At 64.3% G+C, this 16,675-nt stretch carries 14 protein-coding genes; 7 read left to right on the forward strand and 7 right to left on the reverse strand.

All coding sequences use genetic code 11. The features are described 5' to 3' along the window. Nucleotides 1–4: 4 nt before the first annotated feature. The 3 genes from BLT92_RS02175 to BLT92_RS02185 are packed head-to-tail and all read right to left on the reverse strand — an operon-like array spanning nucleotide 5 to nucleotide 3,907. Complete coding sequence (locus tag BLT92_RS02175; RefSeq protein WP_092102635.1) at nucleotides 5–922, reverse strand: dioxygenase family protein; 918 nt, start codon at nucleotides 920–922, stop codon at nucleotides 5–7. Between the two features lie 40 nt (nucleotides 923–962). Further along, entirely contained in the window at nucleotides 963–2,033 is a 1,071-nt protein-coding gene (locus tag BLT92_RS02180; RefSeq protein WP_092102638.1) for a maleylacetate reductase, read from the reverse strand. Next, on the reverse strand, nucleotides 2,030–3,907 hold the full coding sequence (locus BLT92_RS02185) for an FAD-dependent oxidoreductase (protein ID WP_092102641.1): 1,878 nt from the start codon (nucleotides 3,905–3,907) through the stop codon (nucleotides 2,030–2,032). The genes BLT92_RS02180 and BLT92_RS02185 overlap by 4 nt, the downstream gene beginning before the upstream one ends. Nucleotides 3,908–3,940: 33 nt before the next feature. Here BLT92_RS02185 and BLT92_RS02190 point away from each other — a divergent pair, with 33 nt between their 5' ends. Both BLT92_RS02190 and BLT92_RS02195 read left to right on the forward strand, forming a co-directional pair. Beyond that, complete coding sequence (locus BLT92_RS02190; RefSeq protein ID WP_092102643.1) at nucleotides 3,941–5,110, forward strand: helix-turn-helix transcriptional regulator; 1,170 nt, start codon at nucleotides 3,941–3,943, stop codon at nucleotides 5,108–5,110. A 17-nt stretch (nucleotides 5,111–5,127) separates the two neighbouring features. Continuing rightward, complete coding sequence (locus BLT92_RS02195) at nucleotides 5,128–6,744, forward strand: nuclease-related domain-containing DEAD/DEAH box helicase (protein WP_092102646.1); 1,617 nt, start codon at nucleotides 5,128–5,130, stop codon at nucleotides 6,742–6,744. Between the two features lie 18 nt (nucleotides 6,745–6,762). Here the strand turns inward: BLT92_RS02195 and BLT92_RS02200 are convergent, their stop codons facing one another. From BLT92_RS02200 to BLT92_RS02210, 3 genes are read right to left on the reverse strand one after another with little or no spacing between them, the layout of a single operon-like run. Continuing rightward, nucleotides 6,763–8,325, reverse strand: a complete 1,563-nt coding sequence (locus tag BLT92_RS02200; protein WP_092102649.1) for an AMP-binding protein — start codon at nucleotides 8,323–8,325, stop codon at nucleotides 6,763–6,765. A 1-nt stretch (nucleotide 8,326) separates the two neighbouring features. Continuing rightward, complete coding sequence (locus BLT92_RS02205) at nucleotides 8,327–8,992, reverse strand: TetR/AcrR family transcriptional regulator (protein ID WP_092102652.1); 666 nt, start codon at nucleotides 8,990–8,992, stop codon at nucleotides 8,327–8,329. Then, nucleotides 8,989–9,750 carry an SDR family NAD(P)-dependent oxidoreductase gene (locus BLT92_RS02210; RefSeq protein WP_092102655.1) on the reverse strand — a complete coding sequence of 254 codons (762 nt, stop codon included), beginning with the start codon at nucleotides 9,748–9,750 and terminating at the stop codon, nucleotides 8,989–8,991. Before BLT92_RS02210 ends, BLT92_RS02205 begins: the two co-directional genes overlap by 4 nt. Nucleotides 9,751–9,931: 181 nt before the next feature. Here BLT92_RS02210 and BLT92_RS02215 point away from each other — a divergent pair, with 181 nt between their 5' ends. Together BLT92_RS02215 and BLT92_RS02220 are read left to right on the forward strand one after the other, a co-directional pair. Then, nucleotides 9,932–11,074 carry a thiolase family protein gene (locus tag BLT92_RS02215; RefSeq protein ID WP_092102659.1) on the forward strand — a complete coding sequence of 381 codons (1,143 nt, stop codon included), beginning with the start codon at nucleotides 9,932–9,934 and terminating at the stop codon, nucleotides 11,072–11,074. A 60-nt stretch (nucleotides 11,075–11,134) separates the two neighbouring features. Continuing rightward, complete coding sequence (locus tag BLT92_RS02220; RefSeq protein ID WP_092102662.1) at nucleotides 11,135–12,301, forward strand: acyl-CoA dehydrogenase family protein; 1,167 nt, start codon at nucleotides 11,135–11,137, stop codon at nucleotides 12,299–12,301. A gap of 17 nt (nucleotides 12,302–12,318) precedes the next feature. On the opposite strand, the gene BLT92_RS02225 is transcribed toward BLT92_RS02220, so the two are convergent. Next, nucleotides 12,319–13,290, reverse strand: a complete 972-nt coding sequence (locus BLT92_RS02225; protein ID WP_092108692.1) for an NADPH:quinone oxidoreductase family protein — start codon at nucleotides 13,288–13,290, stop codon at nucleotides 12,319–12,321. Between the two features lie 188 nt (nucleotides 13,291–13,478). Here BLT92_RS02225 and BLT92_RS02230 point away from each other — a divergent pair, with 188 nt between their 5' ends. From BLT92_RS02230 to BLT92_RS02240, 3 genes are read left to right on the forward strand one after another with little or no spacing between them, the layout of a single operon-like run. Continuing rightward, nucleotides 13,479–14,513 carry a phosphotransferase family protein gene (locus BLT92_RS02230; protein ID WP_092102665.1) on the forward strand — a complete coding sequence of 345 codons (1,035 nt, stop codon included), beginning with the start codon at nucleotides 13,479–13,481 and terminating at the stop codon, nucleotides 14,511–14,513. Further along, a complete protein-coding gene (locus tag BLT92_RS02235; RefSeq protein ID WP_092102668.1) occupies nucleotides 14,510–15,442 on the forward strand; it encodes an SDR family oxidoreductase in 933 nt (310 codons plus the stop codon). The genes BLT92_RS02230 and BLT92_RS02235 overlap by 4 nt, the downstream gene beginning before the upstream one ends. After that, entirely contained in the window at nucleotides 15,426–16,631 is a 1,206-nt protein-coding gene (locus BLT92_RS02240; protein ID WP_092102671.1) for an acyl-CoA dehydrogenase family protein, read from the forward strand. Before BLT92_RS02235 ends, BLT92_RS02240 begins: the two co-directional genes overlap by 17 nt. Nucleotides 16,632–16,675: the final 44 nt, after the last annotated feature.

A 16,675-nucleotide genomic window follows, 5' to 3' on the forward strand; every position in this document is an offset into this window, starting at 1 on the left:
ATACTCAGGCCCCTTCCGGTGCGAGCACAATGTCGAAGCGGGTGCGTGACCAGGTCTGGCCCTCCAGGTCACGGCCGTCGGGTTTGGGAGCATCCGCTGGCTGCTGTTCGAAGTTCTTGATGAGTGACTCCTTGACTCCGAAGACGGTGTCGGAGGTTAGCAGCTCATCGCCCTCGACGAAGATGTGAGTGACCAGAGTGCGCATCCGAGGTGCTGTGACCATGAAGTGCAGGTGGCTTGCCCGCATCGGCGAGCGTCCGACGGCTTTGAGCATCTGGCCGACCGGTCCGTCGTCTGGGATCGGGTAGGGCGTCGGGGTCAGGCCCCAGAAGCGGAATGATCCGTCATCCTCGGCGAACAGGTGTGCCCGCCCATAGACCCGGTCGTCCTCGTGCTGGACGTCGTAGAGTCCTTCCTCGTCGGCTTCCCACACCTCGATGCGGGCACCGGGAATCGGGTTGTCGTCGGTGTCGCGGACGACGCCTTCGACCCAGCAGGGCTGCCCGGTCCCTCCCCCGGCGATGTCACCCCCGTTGTCGATCAACGGCGCATCGTCGACGAAGAAGGGACCGAAGACCGTCGCCTCGGTGGCGTTCTTGTACGGCTGATTGCTGACGTTGATCGTCTGCATGGAGGCGCCGAGGACGTCGGAGAGGAGGATGAACTCCTGCCTCTGGTCGTCGGTGATGTCACCGACCTTGGTCAGGAACTCGATTGCGGCGTTCCATTCGGCCTCGGTCAGACGCACGTCTCTGATGAAGCCGTGCAGGTGTCGGACAAGGGACGTCAGAAGCTCTTTGAGACGTTCGTCGGTGGCCTGAGCGAATGAGGCCGTCACCGTGTCGATGAGCCGTACCTCCACCTCGGCCGGGGTGAGTCCATGGCCTTCGTTGGCTGCTGTGGTGTCGTTGCTGTTCGTCATGATGTGTCCTCCCGTGGTGCTTCGAATCAGGGGTTCGTGGTCAGTTGAGGGCGGCGGGGTCGCTGCCGTTCAGCGCTGCGGTGAGCAGGGCGGTCAGCCCTTCAGCGGTGACATCACGCGGGTTGTTCGCCGGAATCGCCGGCAGTGACAGTTCCACCGCTTGGGCGATGTCGTCGGATGTGAAGCCGAGGTCGGCCAGTGCTGTCGGCGCGCCGACGGCGCTGCGCAGCCTCTGCAGCCCGTCGAGGGCGGTCAGTGCCCCGAAGGCTCCAGCCATGCGCTGTTCCGCGTCCCCGGCAGCCGGAGCATTGTAGGCGAGGACGTAGGGCAGGATCGTGGCGTGCGTCTGCGCGTGCGGCAGGTTGAAGGTTCCGCCGAGCACATGGGCGATCTTGTGATGCATTCCCGACCCCGCCGAGGCGAACGCCACCGCAGCGAGATAGGCCCCGTAGAGGGTGCGTTCGAGTCCGTCCAGGTCCGTCGAATCCGCACGCATTGACGGCAATCCCTCGTTCAGCGCCCGGATGCCTTCGACGGCGAGCGCCTGGTTGATCGGGTCGACCCGTGGACCCCAGAGCGAATCGATGCAGTGTGCGAGCGCATTGAGTCCCGAGGCCACCGCGAGGCCCCCGGGCAGGTCACGGATGAGTTCGGCATCGTAGACGACCGTTGTCGGCAAGACCGTGTCGTCGATGCCGGTCCTTTTGCGGGCGTTCTCTGTCCGGCCCCACACATTCGTCGCCTCTGAACCGGAGAACGTGGTCGGCACGGCGATGATCGGGACCCTCGTCTCCAGTGCCACCGCCTTGCCCAGCCCTGTTGCTGAGCCACCGCCGACGGTGACGACGAGATCGATGTCCTTGTCACGGGCTGCGGCAACGGCCCGATCGGCCACCTCGGCGGGCACGTGCATGACGACTTCCCGGTGCCAGAGCGCCACGGTGAAGTGATCGTCAAAGTCTGCAACCTTCTCACTCGCGGAATCGGATGCGATGACCATGACGTGCTTCGCGTCGAGGCGGTCGATCTCCGCGGCGATCTTCTTCGCCGCTGCTCCTGTACCGAAGATGACCCGTTGGCCCAAGGTGGTGTGTTCGAAGTCCATTGTCATGAGCGAGCTCCCTCTTTATCGTGGGATGGTGCGTGTGCCGGGTGGCTATCCTCGCTCGGCGCCCGACCGACGGTGAGGCCCGAGTCGCGGCCCAGGACCGACGACAGTGCGTTCCTCAGCTCCGCCGCCGGATTCTCCGGCAGGGTCTGGATCCTCCAGGCAATGTGCTTGTCGGGACGCACGAGTATGGCCCCATCCTCGGCGATGCCGCGGACTCGATCCCAATCGAAGTAGAGGTCGGTGGTGTCCCGGTCGGGTCCGATCACGACCGTGTCGATGCCGACGCCGAGGTGGTCGCTGACTTCGCGAGCCGCATCCTCCCATGCCGATCCGGTCGTGCCGGTGAACACGGTGAACCGTGAGTAGTCGGCGAGGTCGTGGGTCGAGTGTTTGTCGCGCGAGTCCCCCACCCAGACATGGGGCAGCCGGACTCCGGGGTCGGTGGACGCCTCGTAGTAGAGCTCAGGGTCCCGCGGGTTCGGGGTCGGGCCCCGTTCGTCGCTGACGACGGCGGTCGATGCGTAGCGTTGGCCGAGTTCGACGCCGTGAGCGTTGAACTCGTAGTTCTTCAGCTCCATGGCTTCCCTGACCTTCGTGCGTTTCCTCGCTCCTTCGACCGAATTGTCCTTCCGGGAAGCGATGGCGGCATGCATCTCGTCCTCGGATTGGCCCGGCTCGAGTCCGAGTGCCTCGAAGAGTTTGCCGAATTCGCGGCCGGACTGGTTGGCGCGGGTGACGATCTGCTTGGCCACCGGTGCTCGTTCGACGCTGTAGGTCTCAAGCAGCGAATCATCTGCCTGACCGTAGACGACGGCTGCGATCTTCCACGCCAGGTTGTAGGAGTCCTGGATCGAGGTGTTCGATCCCAGGCCGTTCGACGGCGGATGCTTGTGCACGGCGTCACCGGCACAGAAGACACGGCCGGACTGCAGGTGGGTCGCATACTGTTCGTTGTTGCCCCAAAGAGAGGTGCCGGTGATCTCCGCGTCGAGGTCGGGCACACCGATGAGGTTGCGCACCACCTGCAGCGCATCGGCTTCGGTCACCTCCGGGGGACCTTGGCTGATGTCGAATCCCCAGACGATGAGCCATTCGTCCCAGGGCCGGATCATGCGGACGAGTCCGGCTCCGATGCCGCCGATGTTCGATCCCGGCTGAACGACCCAGTAGAGGACGGAGGGACGGTGCCCGACCAGTTTCGCGAGGTCAGCCTTGAACGTGATGTTCATCGAGCCTGCGATGTCCATCTCACCCTCGAGCGGCAGATCGATGTCCGAGGCAACCTTCGATCGTGCCCCGTCGGCTCCGATGAGGAATTTGGTGCGGATGGTGTATTCGCTGCCGGTGAGCCGATTGAACACGCGAACATCGACACCGTCGGCGTCCTGGACGTGGGAGAGGTATTCGGTGGAGAACTGCGTCTGCGTCCCGCGCATCGTCGCATTCTTGACGAGGATGGGCTCGAGGTAGGTCTGCGGGATGTCGCAGTTGAGCGAGGGTGAGGCGAGTTCGTAGTCGGCGTGCCTGGCTGGATGATTGCCCCAGGTGAGGATCCGACCGATCTCATCACCGGCGATGGAGGTGCAGAAGACGGTGTCGCCGATCATGTGATGCGGGGTCGCCTCGGCCAACACCTGGTCTTCGATCTCGACATCGCGGAAGATCTCCATCGTGCGCTGGTTCGTGATGTGCGCACGTGGTGTGTTCGCCGTCCACCGATACTTCGTGATCATGATGTTGTCCACCCCGAGGGTGGAGAGGAAGAGTGCGGCCGATGCTCCGGCCGGGCCCGATCCGACGATGAGGACGTCGGTGTCGACGACCTGGGAGTCGGGAGTGCGGGTCTCTGCGACCCCGTCGTTGAAGATAACCATGATGATGCTCCTTGCCCGTTGCTGCGGTGAAACATGGCGTTGATCCAACAGCCTGGCACCCATGCGGCCCGGGAGCACGAGCTCGCAGCGAACCTGGCCGAAATCGTCAAAAACGTGAGTGAGCACACGTCGGCGCCTGACGCAGTTACCATTGTGGGCATGGTCAGCGGAGGTGGGACGACGGCGAGCGCAGTGGTCGGTTCACGTTCGCTGGTCACTCCCGAACAGACCTGGTTCTCCACTGATTCCGTGCCGCCGGGCCGTCGGGTCACCGAGTGGGAGACTCACCATGCCAGCATGCTCGTTGGGCTGAGAACGCGACTGGGCACAGGCACCCAGCTGCGCGCACAGACCGCAACTCTGCGACTGCCCCGCGTTCGGGTCGCAAAGGTCAACGGCAGCCCGCACTCTGTGCAGAGGACAGCGGACGACGTCGCCGCCCACCCGGTATCGGGCGTCGTCGTCTACATTCCGCTGCAGGGTATGAACGAGTTCAGACACCGCACCGGTTCGCTCACCGTCGGGCCCGGACGCGGTCTCATCTGCGACGGTGACACCGCGTTCTCCCGCACCTTCCCGCAGGGAGTCAGCGAACTGGTCGTCCAGATCCCCCGCGAGACGCTGGCCCAGCTCACCGACTCAGACTCCGTGCGACGGCCGATGCCACTCGACCTTGACCCCAACGACTCGCTCAATCCCGCAGCTCGTGAACTCACACAGCTGGCTGCCGGGGCCCTGGATCGCGGGCTGCGTCAGGGGCAGAGACTCGAGACTCGCCTGCTTGACCTACTCTCCGGGGTGCTCTCGCGACCGCTGGCCAATACCGGACCGATGCAAGAGGCGATGGCTGTGATCGCCGAGTCGCACTGCGATCCGGGACTCAACGCCTCTCGCCTCGCCCAGTTCCTCGGCGTGTCCGAACGCCAACTCTCCCGACTGTTCTCCGCCACTGGTCGCAGCGTCCCACAGACCATCAGCGATGCCCGCCTGGCCACGGCTCGCCGCATGCTTGCCGACCCATCGCGGGCTAACGCCCCGATGGTCGAAATCGCCTCCACTTGCGGGTTCGGTTCGCAGGCCCAGCTCTCGCGCGGCTATCGCCGACGCTTCGGAATCGGACCGCTGCGTCACCGAAAACAGCTGCTGGAGGAATCGGGGCAGCTGCTGCAGGCAGGGGGCTCGTCGTACTGTCAGCGCCTGTAGTGGGTTAGTCTCGAGCCATGGTCACGTTGATTCCGCAGCAGCCTGATTTCAATGGTTCCACCGCCGAGGCGAGCGTGTGGAAGGCTCTGTGCGAGCAGCTTCCCGAGGATGCGACGATGGTTCACGGCCAACGTCTGACCGGCGACGACAAGGACGTCGAGATCGACATTCTGCTGCTCTGGCCCGGTTTCGGCATCGCCGTCGTCGAGGTCAAGGGCGGTCGAGTCGGCGTCGAGGACGGTACCTGGATCACTCAGGACTCTCAGGGTCATCGAAACAGACTCAAGGTCTCCCCTCTTGAACAGGCGATGGTCGCCAAACACACCCTCGTGGACTATCTGCATTCGCGAGTCTCAACGTTGCCGGGACCCATCAGCCATCTTGCGGTGCTGCCCTACACGCAGCTGCCCCAGGACTGGGATCAGCCGGACGCACCCCGACGCCAGCTCGTCGACTCCACGCAGCTCGACTCGATCGCCGGTGCCATCTCCGCCCAGCTGAGATACGACTTCACCCCTGAGCGCGACAGCATCTCAACTCCACACGAATTCGTCCTCAAGAACCTGCGTCGGACGAACCAAGCCGTGGAGAACGTCAGCCTCAGGGCCACGGAGATCTCCGATCGGGCCGATGAGCTCAGTCGGGAACAGGCGAAGCTCATCAGCATTCTGCGGCATCAGAATCGGGCCGAGATCAGCGGCGGTGCCGGAACCGGGAAGACCTACCTGGCTCTGCTCAAAGCCCAGTCGCTGACTCGCGAGGGCAAACGAGTCGCCCTCATGTGCTATTCCCGTGGCCTGGGCCGGTTCCTTCAGCTCTTCACCGCGCAGTGGCCTGAGGAAGGTCGCCCCGCCTACGTGGGCCTGTTCCATGATCTGCCGATCTCGTGGGGAGCCGCCCCTGGCAGTGATGACGATTCCGAGTACTGGGAGCACCGCCTGCCGCGGCAGCTCAAAGACCTCGCCGATGAGCGTCCGCGGAACAATCTCTTCGACGCGATCGTCATCGACGAGGGACAGGACTTCAGCCTCCTGTGGTGGGAAGCTGTCCAGTCGTGCCTGCGCAGCCAGGTCGAGGGCACCCTCTATGTGTTCACGGATGAGAGACAGCGGATCTTCGGCCGCGATGGCGAGTCACCGATCACGATGAACCCGATCCAGCTCGATGAGAACCTGCGCAACTCCGAACAGATCGTGGCCGGCTTCGCCGATCTCGCCCTCGACCCGCCGATTCCCCGCAATGGTCCCGGTGAGGAGATCGAGTGGAGCGAGGTCGAGATCGATGACGCCCTCGCCGAGGCGGATTCCCAGGTGGAGTCACTCATGGACGCCGGGTGGAACCCCGGTGACATCGCTCTGCTGACGACAGGCAGTCGACACCCCGTTCAGCGCGAAATCGTCGAGAACGAAGGCCCGTCAGCCTATTGGGATCAGTTCTTCGCCGCCGAGGACGTTTTCTACGGCCACGTTCTCGGGTTCAAGGGCCTCGAGCGTCCCGTCGTGGTGCTGTGCATCAACGGCTTCCGCGACGTAGAACGGGCCGTGGACATGCTCTACGTCGGACTGTCGAGGGCGACGACCAAGCTCGTGGTCGTCGGCGACCTCAGCGTGTTCGACCGGATCTACGAGACCTGAGGCTCACTCCTCAACCGCTCACCCAGCAAGCTCCGCCGGATCGGGCAGCCTGCGTTTGACCAGCTTTCCCGTCGGGGTCCGCGGGACCTCGGGGACGAAGTGGAACTCCCGCGGGATCTTGAACCTGGCCAGCCTCTTCCCCAGCCAGCTGCGGATCTCCTCCGCTTCGCCTTCCGGTCCGATGCCCTCTGCCAGCTGCACGTAGGCAACGGGCACCTGTCCCAGCTCTTCGTCAGGTCTGCCCACAACGGCCACGTCTGCGATCGTCTCCCGCAGGACCAGCTCGTTCTCGATCTCCTGCGGGTAGATGTTGACTCCCCCAGCGATGATGAGGCCCGTAGTGCGTTCGGCGATGAAGAGATACCGGTCTTCGTCGAGGTAGCCCATGTCCCCGATCGTCGCCCAGCTGTCGGGATGATCGGGATGCCTCGAGTTCCTGGTCTTCGCGTCGTCCTTGTAGTACTCAAAGATCCGCCGTTCGGATTCGAAGTAGATGACTCCGATCTCGCCGGCCGGCAGCTCCTCTCCGTCTGGCCCGCAGATATGGACGATGCCTTTGGGCCCTTCGCGACCGACAGAGCCGGGTTTGGCCAGTGCCTGCTCGCTATTGATGACGGTCAGACCGATGCCCTCGGTCGCACCGTAGTATTCTTCGATGACCGGACCCCACCAGTCGATCATGGCTCGTTTGACCTCGGGCGGGCAGGGTGCGGCAGCATGGATGGCCACCTCAAGACTGCTGAGGTCATAGGAGTGCCGCACCTCCTCAGGCAGCTTGAGCATCCTGATGAACATCGTCGGCACCCACTGGGAATGCGTGGCCCCGTGCTTCTCGATCATCGCCAGGGAGTGCTCGGCGTCGAAGCCGGACATGACGACGGCCGTCCCGCCCTGTGCGTGAGTCGTCATCACGAATCGCAGCGGGGCGGCGTGGTAGAGCGGTGCCGGTGAGAGGTAGACCGTGTCGTCGTCGAAGCCGTAGAGGTCGGTGAACATCCGGATCAGGGGAACCGCTTCGTCCTCGATGCGCAGGTCGGTGGGGCCGGGGAGGATCCCCTTCGGCCGTCCGGTCGTGCCCGAGGAATAGAGCATATCGTCACCGCGCGGTTCGACTTCAGGTTTTCTCGCCGAGGCGGCCGCGAGCACCGCTTCATACTCGTCCCAGCCGGCGAAGACTCCCCCATTGCCACCATCGGGTGCGACGTCGATGCGGATTCGGTTCTCGACCTGCTGGCACTGATCGGCCACCTCGGCGGCCTTGTCCAGGCGCGTCGAGAGGAGGAATATCTTGGCGTCGCAGTCGTCGACGATATAGGCCGATTCCGCCGCGGTCAGGTGTGAGTTGACCACAGTGATGATCCCACCGGTGCGCAACGCGGCCCACAGTGCTTCGACGATTTCGAACCGGTTCTCGGCCATGACGGCGATGTGGTCGCCCTTGACCAGCCCCGCGGCCCGCATGTGGTTGGCCAGCCGCAACGATCGGTCCTCGAGTTGGCCGTAGGTGAGCACAGCCTCGGTGTCGGCCATGATGACGGCTGGCTTCTCGGGGTTCTCGGCTGCCCATTTTCCTGGATACATGTCACTTCCCTGTGATCGTCGGCGTCAAGAGTGTTCGTGCGACCCGCTGCCACGTGTCGATCATCGGCTCGGTTCTGGGGTCGAGGTGGGAGAAGGTGTAGGTCACGGCCATCCCGCGCATGCCGGAGAAGACCACATTGAACATGGTCTCGTACTGCTCAGTCGACGAGATGACCGGCCCGAACAGCTCCCGGGCGTTGTCTCTGACTCGTTCGAGCACCCTCTTCTCGTGGATCCGCACCTTCTCCGCCAGCAATTCGTCGGTGCGGGACGCACCCCAGAGTTCGAGCGCGGTGAAGAAGCTCGAATGCATGAGACCCGCCCACAGCGTCATCACCGCCCAATCGGAACGCGGACCGACCTCGGCGGCGGGAGGTCGCTTGCGTGCAAGGTCCCGGCTGAGTTCATCGGACCGATCCTCCAGATGTCGGTCGAGGCGCTGATCGCCGAGGCGGGTCACCGCTGCCGTGAGCAGTTCCCTCTTCGACGGGAAATGGTGGAGCAGTCTGCCTCGGGTCACTCCGGCCATGGCCTGGACCTTCGTCGTCGTAGTGGCCGCGTAGCCTTCGGCGAGGAGGCACTCGATCGTCGCATCGAGGATGAGCTCCCGCGACCGCGCGGTCCGATCAGCCTGAACCATGCGGTCAGCTGCTGCTATCTCGGTCATTTGGGCCCCATGCGGATCGCTCCGTCGAGCCGGATGACCTCCCCGTTGAGCATCGGGTTGGACACGATGTGCTCGGCAAGCGAGGCGTATTCCTCCGGCTCGCCCAGGCGGGAGGGATGGGGAACCTGTTCGCCGAGGCTGGCCAGAGTCTCCTCGGAGGCTCCCTGCATGAGCGGTGTCGTGAAGGTGCCGGGGGCGATGGTCATGACTCGGATCTTGGTGCTGGCCAGGTCGCGGGCCACCGGCAGAGTCAGTCCGACGATGCCTCCCTTCGACGCCGAATAGGCGGCCTGGCCGATCTGTCCGTCGAAGGCGGCCACCGAGGCGGTGTTGATGATGACGCCACGTTCTTCGCCGATCTCATCGAAGGACTGCATCGCCTCGGCGCCGAGGCGCAGAACATTGAAAGTGCCGATGAGGTTGATGTGGATGACTCTGGTGAAGGCATCGAGCGGGAATGGACCCTTGCGGCCGGAGACCCGGGCCGATCCTCCGATGCCGGCACAGTTGACAACGACTCGCAGCGGCCCCATGGCCACGGCCGCCTCGATCGCCGCGGCCACCTGCTCTTCGCTGGTAACATCGGCGGGAACGAACCGGACATCCTCGCCGAAGCGGTCCGCCACCTCCTCGCCGGCAGAGCCCGGCAGGTCGACGATGACCACCTTTGCTCCGGCCGCCAGCAGTCGTTCTGCCGTGGCCAGGCCCAGACCCGAGGCTCCCCCGGTGACGAGGGCGACCTGATTGCGAATGTCCATTTGATGACTCCTCTTCACTCTGCGGCCGACGTCGAAAACTTACGGTCTGTCTTGACTGTTTCTTGGCTTCGTGAAAATCTTAACGCACGATCAGTTACCTGGGTCACAATTTCTGCAAGAGATTTCAACACCGCCGACAACCGACTTCACCACCACCGGAGACGTCACCCGAGGAGCACAGATGAACGACGCAGTCATCGTCGCCGCACGGCGCACACCCACAGGCAAACGCAATGGAGCACTCTCCGGCATTCACCCAGCCGACCTGGGCGCCACCACAGTCGAAGACCTGGTTGCGCAGACCGGCATCGATCCGCACGTCATCGACGACGTCATCTTCGGCTGCGTATCCCAGGCAGGAGAGCAGACCGGCGATATTGCTCGCACAGTGGCGCTTTCGGCGGGCCTGCCCGAAACCGTCGCCGGAGTCTCGGTCGATCGTCAGTGCGGCTCGTCTCAGCAGGCGGTCCATTTCGCCGCGGCCGGCCTCATCGCCGGCCAGTACGATGTCGTCATCGCCGGTGGTGTCGAATCGATGTCCCGTGTGCCCATGGGCTCAGCGGCCGCAGGCGAGTCGCCGTTCGGGCAGAAGTTCAATGATCGCTATAACGGCGTCAAACCCAATCAGGGCATCGGTGCGGAGATGATCGCCGAGCAGTGGAAGCTGGGCCGCACTCAACTCGACGAGTTCGCCGTCAGGTCCCACGAACTGGCAGCCGCAGCCACGGATGCCGGCCGCTTCGACTCACAGATCCTCCCGGTGCCCACCGATGGCGGGGAGATCACCGCCGATGAGGGCATTCGCCGCGGTTCCACGACTGGGAAGCTCGCCGGGCTCGACACCGTGTTCAAGCAGGACGGAGTCATCACCGCAGGCAATGCCTCGCAGATCTCCGACGGCTCTGCTGCGCTGCTGATGATGACCTCGGCCAGGGCGAAGGAACTGGGCCTGTCCCCCATCGCGAGGGTGCACTCCGCCGTGCTCGCCGGTGCCGACCCCGTCATCATGCTCACCGCTCCGATCCCCGCCACAGCCAAGGTGTTGAAGAAGTCGGGACTTTCGGTCGATGACATCGGGGTCTTCGAGATCAACGAGGCCTTCGCCCCGGTCCCTCTTGCCTGGCTGGCCGAGACCGGTGCCGACATCGACCGCCTCAACCCCAACGGCGGCGCCATCGCTCTGGGCCACCCCCTCGGCGGTTCCGGTGCCCGTCTGATGACGACGATGATCCACCACATGCAGGATCAGGGAATCCGCTACGGCCTGCAGTCGATGTGCGAAGGCGGCGGTCAGGCCAACGCCACCATCCTCGAACTGCTGTGACCTGCCCAGCACCTTCTGAACCGACGAGAGACTGAAACAGACCGGAAGAGGACACCACCAGTGAAGAGAAACCTGTACAACGATGACCACGAGGCCTTCCGCGGCACCGTCGCCACCTTCCTCGACCGCGAGGTCATGCCGAACCTGGAACAGTGGGAGGCCGATCATCTCGTCGATCGGTCGATGTGGAAGAAGGCCGCCGAGGCGGGCATCATCGGCACGTCCATCCCCGAGGAATTCGGCGGCGGCGGAGTCACGGACTTCCGGTTCGAGATGGTCCGCAGCGAAGAGATCGCACACCGAGGCGCGAGCGGAGCCACGGGCGGGTGGGGTGTCTCCGACGGCATCGTCCCCGGCTACCTCATGGCGCTGGGCTCGCAGGCCCAGAAGGAGAAGTACCTGAGTGGCCTGGCAGCCGGTGACCAGATCGGTGCGATCGCCATGACTGAACCGAACGCCGGGTCCGATCTGCAGGCGATCACGACGAAGGCCGTACGCGACGGTGATGACTGGGTGATCAACGGGGCCAAGACCTTCATCACCAACGGCTGCAACTGTGACTTCGTCATCGTCGTCGCCCGCACCAACCTCGATGCCAAGCCATCCCAAGGCACCTCCCTGTTCATCGTCGAGGACGGCACACCCGGATTCGAACGCGGACGCAAGCTCAAGAAACTCGGCATGGATGCGCAGGACACTTCCGAATTGTCCTTCTCCGACGTCCGCGTGCCCGCTGACGCCCTCCTCGGCGAACTCGACATGGGCTTCATCCACCTCATGGTCAATCTGCCCAGAGAGCGACTCATCATCGGCTCTGGGACACTGGCCGGCGCACGAGCGGCACTGACATGGACCAGCGAATACGTCTTCGACCGGCCCGCCTTCGGCCAGACGATCGGCGACTTCCAGAACACACGATTCGAACTCGCCGAACTCGAAACCCGCGTCGATGCACTCGAGGCCTTCGTCGACCGCTGCGCCTTGGCGCTCAATGCCGAAGAACTCACCGCTGTCGACGCCGCGAAGGCGAAGTACCTGGGCTCGGATCTCGAGATCGAGGTGATCAACCGCTGTCTCCAGCTCTTCGGCGGATACGGTTACATGCTCGAATACCCGATCGCCCGTGCGTTCAAGGACACCCGGATCCAGGCCATCTTCGGCGGAGCCAACGAGGTGATGAAGGAACTCATCGGCCGCGACATCGCCAAGCGCCACAAGAAGCGGTAGCCACCGCCTCGGTGGGCCTACTCCCCCTTGAGCTCGAGCAGCACCTTGCCCCGCACGCTGCGGGAGTCCAATTCGCCGATGGCCTTCGCCGCCTCGTCGAGAGGGTGAGTGGCATGGATCGCAGGGTTGAGCTTGCCCGCCGCGACATACTCAGCAACTGCGCCCCACTGCTCGGCGATGTAGTCGGGCCGCTCGCGGGTCGCGGCTCCCCAGGCCACACCGTCGACGGAGATGTTCTTCAGCAGCAGGCGATTGACCTTGACCGAGGGGATCTCACCGGCGGTGAATCCGAGGACGAGGAGACGACCGTAGGGGGCCAGGACACGAGTCGAGTCCGTGAAGCGATCTCCCCCGACCGGGTCGAAGACATAGTCGACGCCGTTCGGGTAGAGTTCCTTGGCAGCATCCTTGAACCCCTCGGCCAAGACCACGTGTGTGGCACCGAGATCGCGCACGGTCTGGGCTTTGGCCTCGGTCGAGACCACGCCGATGACTTCGAGGCCCATGGCCAGGGCCATCTGCACGGTGGCCGATCCCAGCCCGCCTGCGGCACCGTGGACGAGGATGGACTGTCCTGCCTGCGCCTGTGCTCGCAGGCGCAGAGCGAAGTCCGCGGTGAGCACGTTCATCGGCATGCCGGCCGCGTGGGCCAGGCTGACGCCATCGGGCACGGGCACCGTCTGCTCGTCGGCGGCGACCATGAATTCGGCGAAGGTTCCCTTGCCGGGGATCGCGGCGACGCGGTCGCCGGCGGAGAATCGTGAACCGTCACCGGCTTCAACGACGACGCCGGCGGCTTCGGAGCCGAGGACGAAGGGCAGTTCATGCTTGGTCTGGTACATGCCCCGGGTCTGGAGCAGCTCGGGGAACGTGACTCCCGCATAGGCAACCTCGATGAGGACCTCGCCCGAGCCGGGACTCGGACGATCCACCTCGGCGATCTCCACATCGTCCGGACCGGTCAATGCGGCAACGCGAATGGCTCTCATGATTTCCTCACTTCTGGTGAAAGGGATGTGGCTGATGACAACTGATTGCTTGGCGAAAGTGCGTGGGATGACCCATTCATCACTATCACATTCGGCCGTGACGAGCATCACGATTTCAGCTTGACTCTCACGCCCGGTTTGAATACTGTAAACGAAACTGAACGATTGTTCACTCGGGAGGGTCGACGTTGACCACAGCACCTGCAGGATTCGATGCCAGAACCATCGGACGATGGATCTCGGACAGATTCGGGGTCACGGACTTCGATGTCGAAGTCATGTCCATCGGACGGTCCAACCTCACCTTCATCATCACCGTCGACGGACTGCCGCGCTGGGTGATGAGGCGCCCGCCGCTCGGCCACTCCGGGGGAAGCGCCCACAACGTCGCACGCGAAGGCCGGATCATGGCCGCGCTGGGCGAGAGCACCGTGCCGGTGCCCCACATCGTCGACATCGTCGACGACCCCGAGGTCCTCGATGTGCCTTTCGTGTTCATGGACCACTGCCCCGGCTTCGCGATCAATGAGCCCGCCGACTGGGCACGCATCCCCACCGGTCCCGGCCCCGACGACAAACGTGCGTGCGCATTCGGAATGATCGACACGCTGGCCGCCATCCATCGGGTCGATGTCGACGAGGTGGGCCTCGGGGATCTTCGCCGGCCCGGCGGACTCATCGAACGGCAGCTGCGTCGCTGGCTGGGCCAGGTCGAGGACATCGCACTGCGCGACATCCCGATCATCCGCGAGGTCCACGATGCCCTCCTCGAAACCATGCCGGATCCGGCCCGAAGCCCCGTCGGCCTGGCCCATGGTGACTACAAACCCAACAACATGATCTTCGCCCCCGAGGGCACGGTCAACGCCGTCGTCGACTGGGAGCTGACCGCCATCGGCGAGGTGCTCACCGATCTTGGATACTTCATCGCCATGCTCACCGTGCCCGAGCAGTACACGAGCGTCTGGGTCCCCACCCCGGAACTCGGCTTCCCCACCTCCGACGAACTCATCAACCGCTACCAGGAGGTCAGCGGCCACGAGGTCCACGACGTCGGGTACTACGAAGCCTTTGCCATGTGGAAACTGGCCTGCATCCGCGAAGGCGTCTACACCCGGCTGCTCACAGGCAAGATGGGCGATCTCGACCTCGACCCGGAAACTGCGGGCGCCGGCGTCGAGGACTTGGCCCGGCAAGCCCTGACCATTCTGGAGAAAGCATGAGCACCGCCGAGAACAGCGCGAGGAGCACCGCCGACAGCCCGAAGACCTCCGTGGTCGACAAGCGCGTCATCGTCACCGGCGCCGCCAGCGGGATCGGTGCTGCGTTGGCGACTGAGCTGATCGCACGCGGTGCCCGAGTGGTCCTCGCCGACCTCTCCCCCGCGGTCACCGACACGGCTGCGGCACTCGACTCCCCTGCAGAATCGGGCTCGAGCGCCGGTGTCAGTCCCGAACCCTGTGCCGAGACCAACGGCTCTGCCCACGCCTGGGTCGGTGACGTGTCCTCGGTGGCAGGCATCGACGAACTCATCGCCTTCGCCGACGACCGGCTCGGCGGGGTGGACATGTACTTCGCCAACGCCGGCATCATCGGGCCCGGCGAACTGGGCGAGAACGATGCCGACTGGGATGCCATCATCGACGTCAACCTGCGGGCACATATCCGCGCGGCCCAGGCCCTCATCCCCCGCTGGCAGGAAGCCGGTGAAGGACATTTCGTCGCCACCGCCTCGGCGGCGGGCCTGCTCACCCAGATCGGATCGGCAGCCTACAGCGTCACCAAACACGCCTCGGTCGGCTTCGCCGAATGGCTCGCTCTGACCTACCGCGACGACGGCATCCGTGCCTCGGTCATCTGCCCGATGGGAGTGGACACGAACCTGCTGAGCGCAGCGGGATCCGCGGGGCCTGCCCAGAGCGCAGTCACCGAGGCCGGAACGGTGCTGGCCCCCGACGATGTCGCGTCGATCGCCCTCGATGCGGTCGAAGCGGGAACGTTCCTCATCCTCCCCCACCCCGAGGTGCTCGATATGTATCGCATGAAGGGCAGCGACTACGACCGCTGGCTGGCGGGCATGAGCCGCTATCAGCACCGACTCAACGAAGCGAACCGACTCAACGAGGAGACCACACATGCTGGAAACGACTGACCGCGGCCGTGACTATCAGGAGCGTCTGACGACGTTCATGGAGGGCTTCGTCTATCCGGCGGAGCCCGTCTATGCCCAGCAGATGGCGGCGGCGAACAGCCCGCACACTCAGCCGCAGATCCTCGAAGACCTCAAGGCCGAAGCCAAGAGCCGGGGTCTGTGGAATCTCTTCCACCCCGATCCCCAATGGGGTCCAGGACTGACGAACCTCGAATACGCTCCCCTGGCCGAGATCACCGGCCACAGCATCGGGATCGCCCCGGAAGCCATCAACTGCAATGCCCCCGACACGGGCAACATGGAGGTCTTCACCCGTTTCGGCACCGACGAGCACAAGGAGAAGTACCTGGGGCCGCTGCTCGACGGCACAATCGCCTCGGCGTTCGCCATGACCGAACCCGCTGTCGCCAGCTCCGATGCGACGAACGTCGAGATGCGTATGGAGCCCACGGATGACGGGTTCGTCCTCAACGGCCGCAAATGGTTCGCCTCGAACGGCATGCACCCCAATTGCCGAGTCCTCATCGTCATGGGCAAGACCTCCCCCGACGCCGAGGTGCACCGACAGCAGTCGATGCTCGTCGTCCCGATCGACGCCCCCGGTGTCACCGTGGTGCGCAACCTGCCCGTCTTCGGCTACCACGATCGGGAGGGCCACGCGGAGATCACCTTCGACAACGTCCGCGTCCCGTCCAAGGACATCCTCAAGGGCGAAGGTGAGGGCTTCGCGATCAGCCAAGCCCGTCTGGGACCGGGGCGCATCCATCACTGCATGCGCGCGATCGGTGCCGCCGAGCGCGCCCTCGAACTCATGGTCAAACGCGCCGATGAACGTGTGACATTCGGTGAGAAGCTGTCGTCTCGGGCGAACATCCAGGAGTGGATCGCCGAGGCCCGGATCGAGATCGATCAGGCCAGGCTGCTGACGCTGCATGCGGCGGACATGATGGACAAGCACGGCAACAAGGTCGCGAAGAACGAGATCGCCGAGATCAAGGTTGTGGCTCCAGCCATGGCGCTGAAGATCATCGATCGCGCGATCCAGGTCCACGGCGGCGCCGGTGTCACGGAGGACTTCCCATTGGCCAGCATGTGGGCGCACATGCGCACCCTGCGCCTGGCCGACGGCCCCGATGAGGTGCACAAACGCAGCATTGCGCGCAACGAGATGAAGAAGTACCGCAAGTAGGCGGATCGGCTGTTCGAAACCCCCTTTCAACGATTTCGACACAC

The organism is Brevibacterium picturae, assembly GCF_900105045.1.
Lineage (GTDB): Bacteria > Actinomycetota > Actinomycetes > Actinomycetales > Brevibacteriaceae > Brevibacterium > Brevibacterium picturae.

Coding starts and splice junctions, on each gene's coding strand:
- BLT92_RS02175 (WP_092102635.1), bottom strand. CDS start 922: ATGACGAACAGCAACGACACCACAGCAGCCAACGAAGGCCATGGACTC.
- BLT92_RS02180 (WP_092102638.1), bottom strand. CDS start 2,033: ATGACAATGGACTTCGAACACACCACCTTGGGCCAACGGGTCATCTTC.
- BLT92_RS02185 (WP_092102641.1), bottom strand. CDS start 3,907: ATGGTTATCTTCAACGACGGGGTCGCAGAGACCCGCACTCCCGACTCC.
- BLT92_RS02190 (WP_092102643.1), top strand. CDS start 3,941: ATGGCGTTGATCCAACAGCCTGGCACCCATGCGGCCCGGGAGCACGAG.
- BLT92_RS02195 (WP_092102646.1), top strand. CDS start 5,128: ATGGTCACGTTGATTCCGCAGCAGCCTGATTTCAATGGTTCCACCGCC.
- BLT92_RS02200 (WP_092102649.1), bottom strand. CDS start 8,325: ATGTATCCAGGAAAATGGGCAGCCGAGAACCCCGAGAAGCCAGCCGTC.
- BLT92_RS02205 (WP_092102652.1), bottom strand. CDS start 8,992: ATGACCGAGATAGCAGCAGCTGACCGCATGGTTCAGGCTGATCGGACC.
- BLT92_RS02210 (WP_092102655.1), bottom strand. CDS start 9,750: ATGGACATTCGCAATCAGGTCGCCCTCGTCACCGGGGGAGCCTCGGGT.
- BLT92_RS02215 (WP_092102659.1), top strand. CDS start 9,932: ATGAACGACGCAGTCATCGTCGCCGCACGGCGCACACCCACAGGCAAA.
- BLT92_RS02225 (WP_092108692.1), bottom strand. CDS start 13,290: ATGAGAGCCATTCGCGTTGCCGCATTGACCGGTCCGGACGATGTGGAG.
- BLT92_RS02235 (WP_092102668.1), top strand. CDS start 14,510: ATGAGCACCGCCGAGAACAGCGCGAGGAGCACCGCCGACAGCCCGAAG.
- BLT92_RS02240 (WP_092102671.1), top strand. CDS start 15,426: ATGCTGGAAACGACTGACCGCGGCCGTGACTATCAGGAGCGTCTGACG.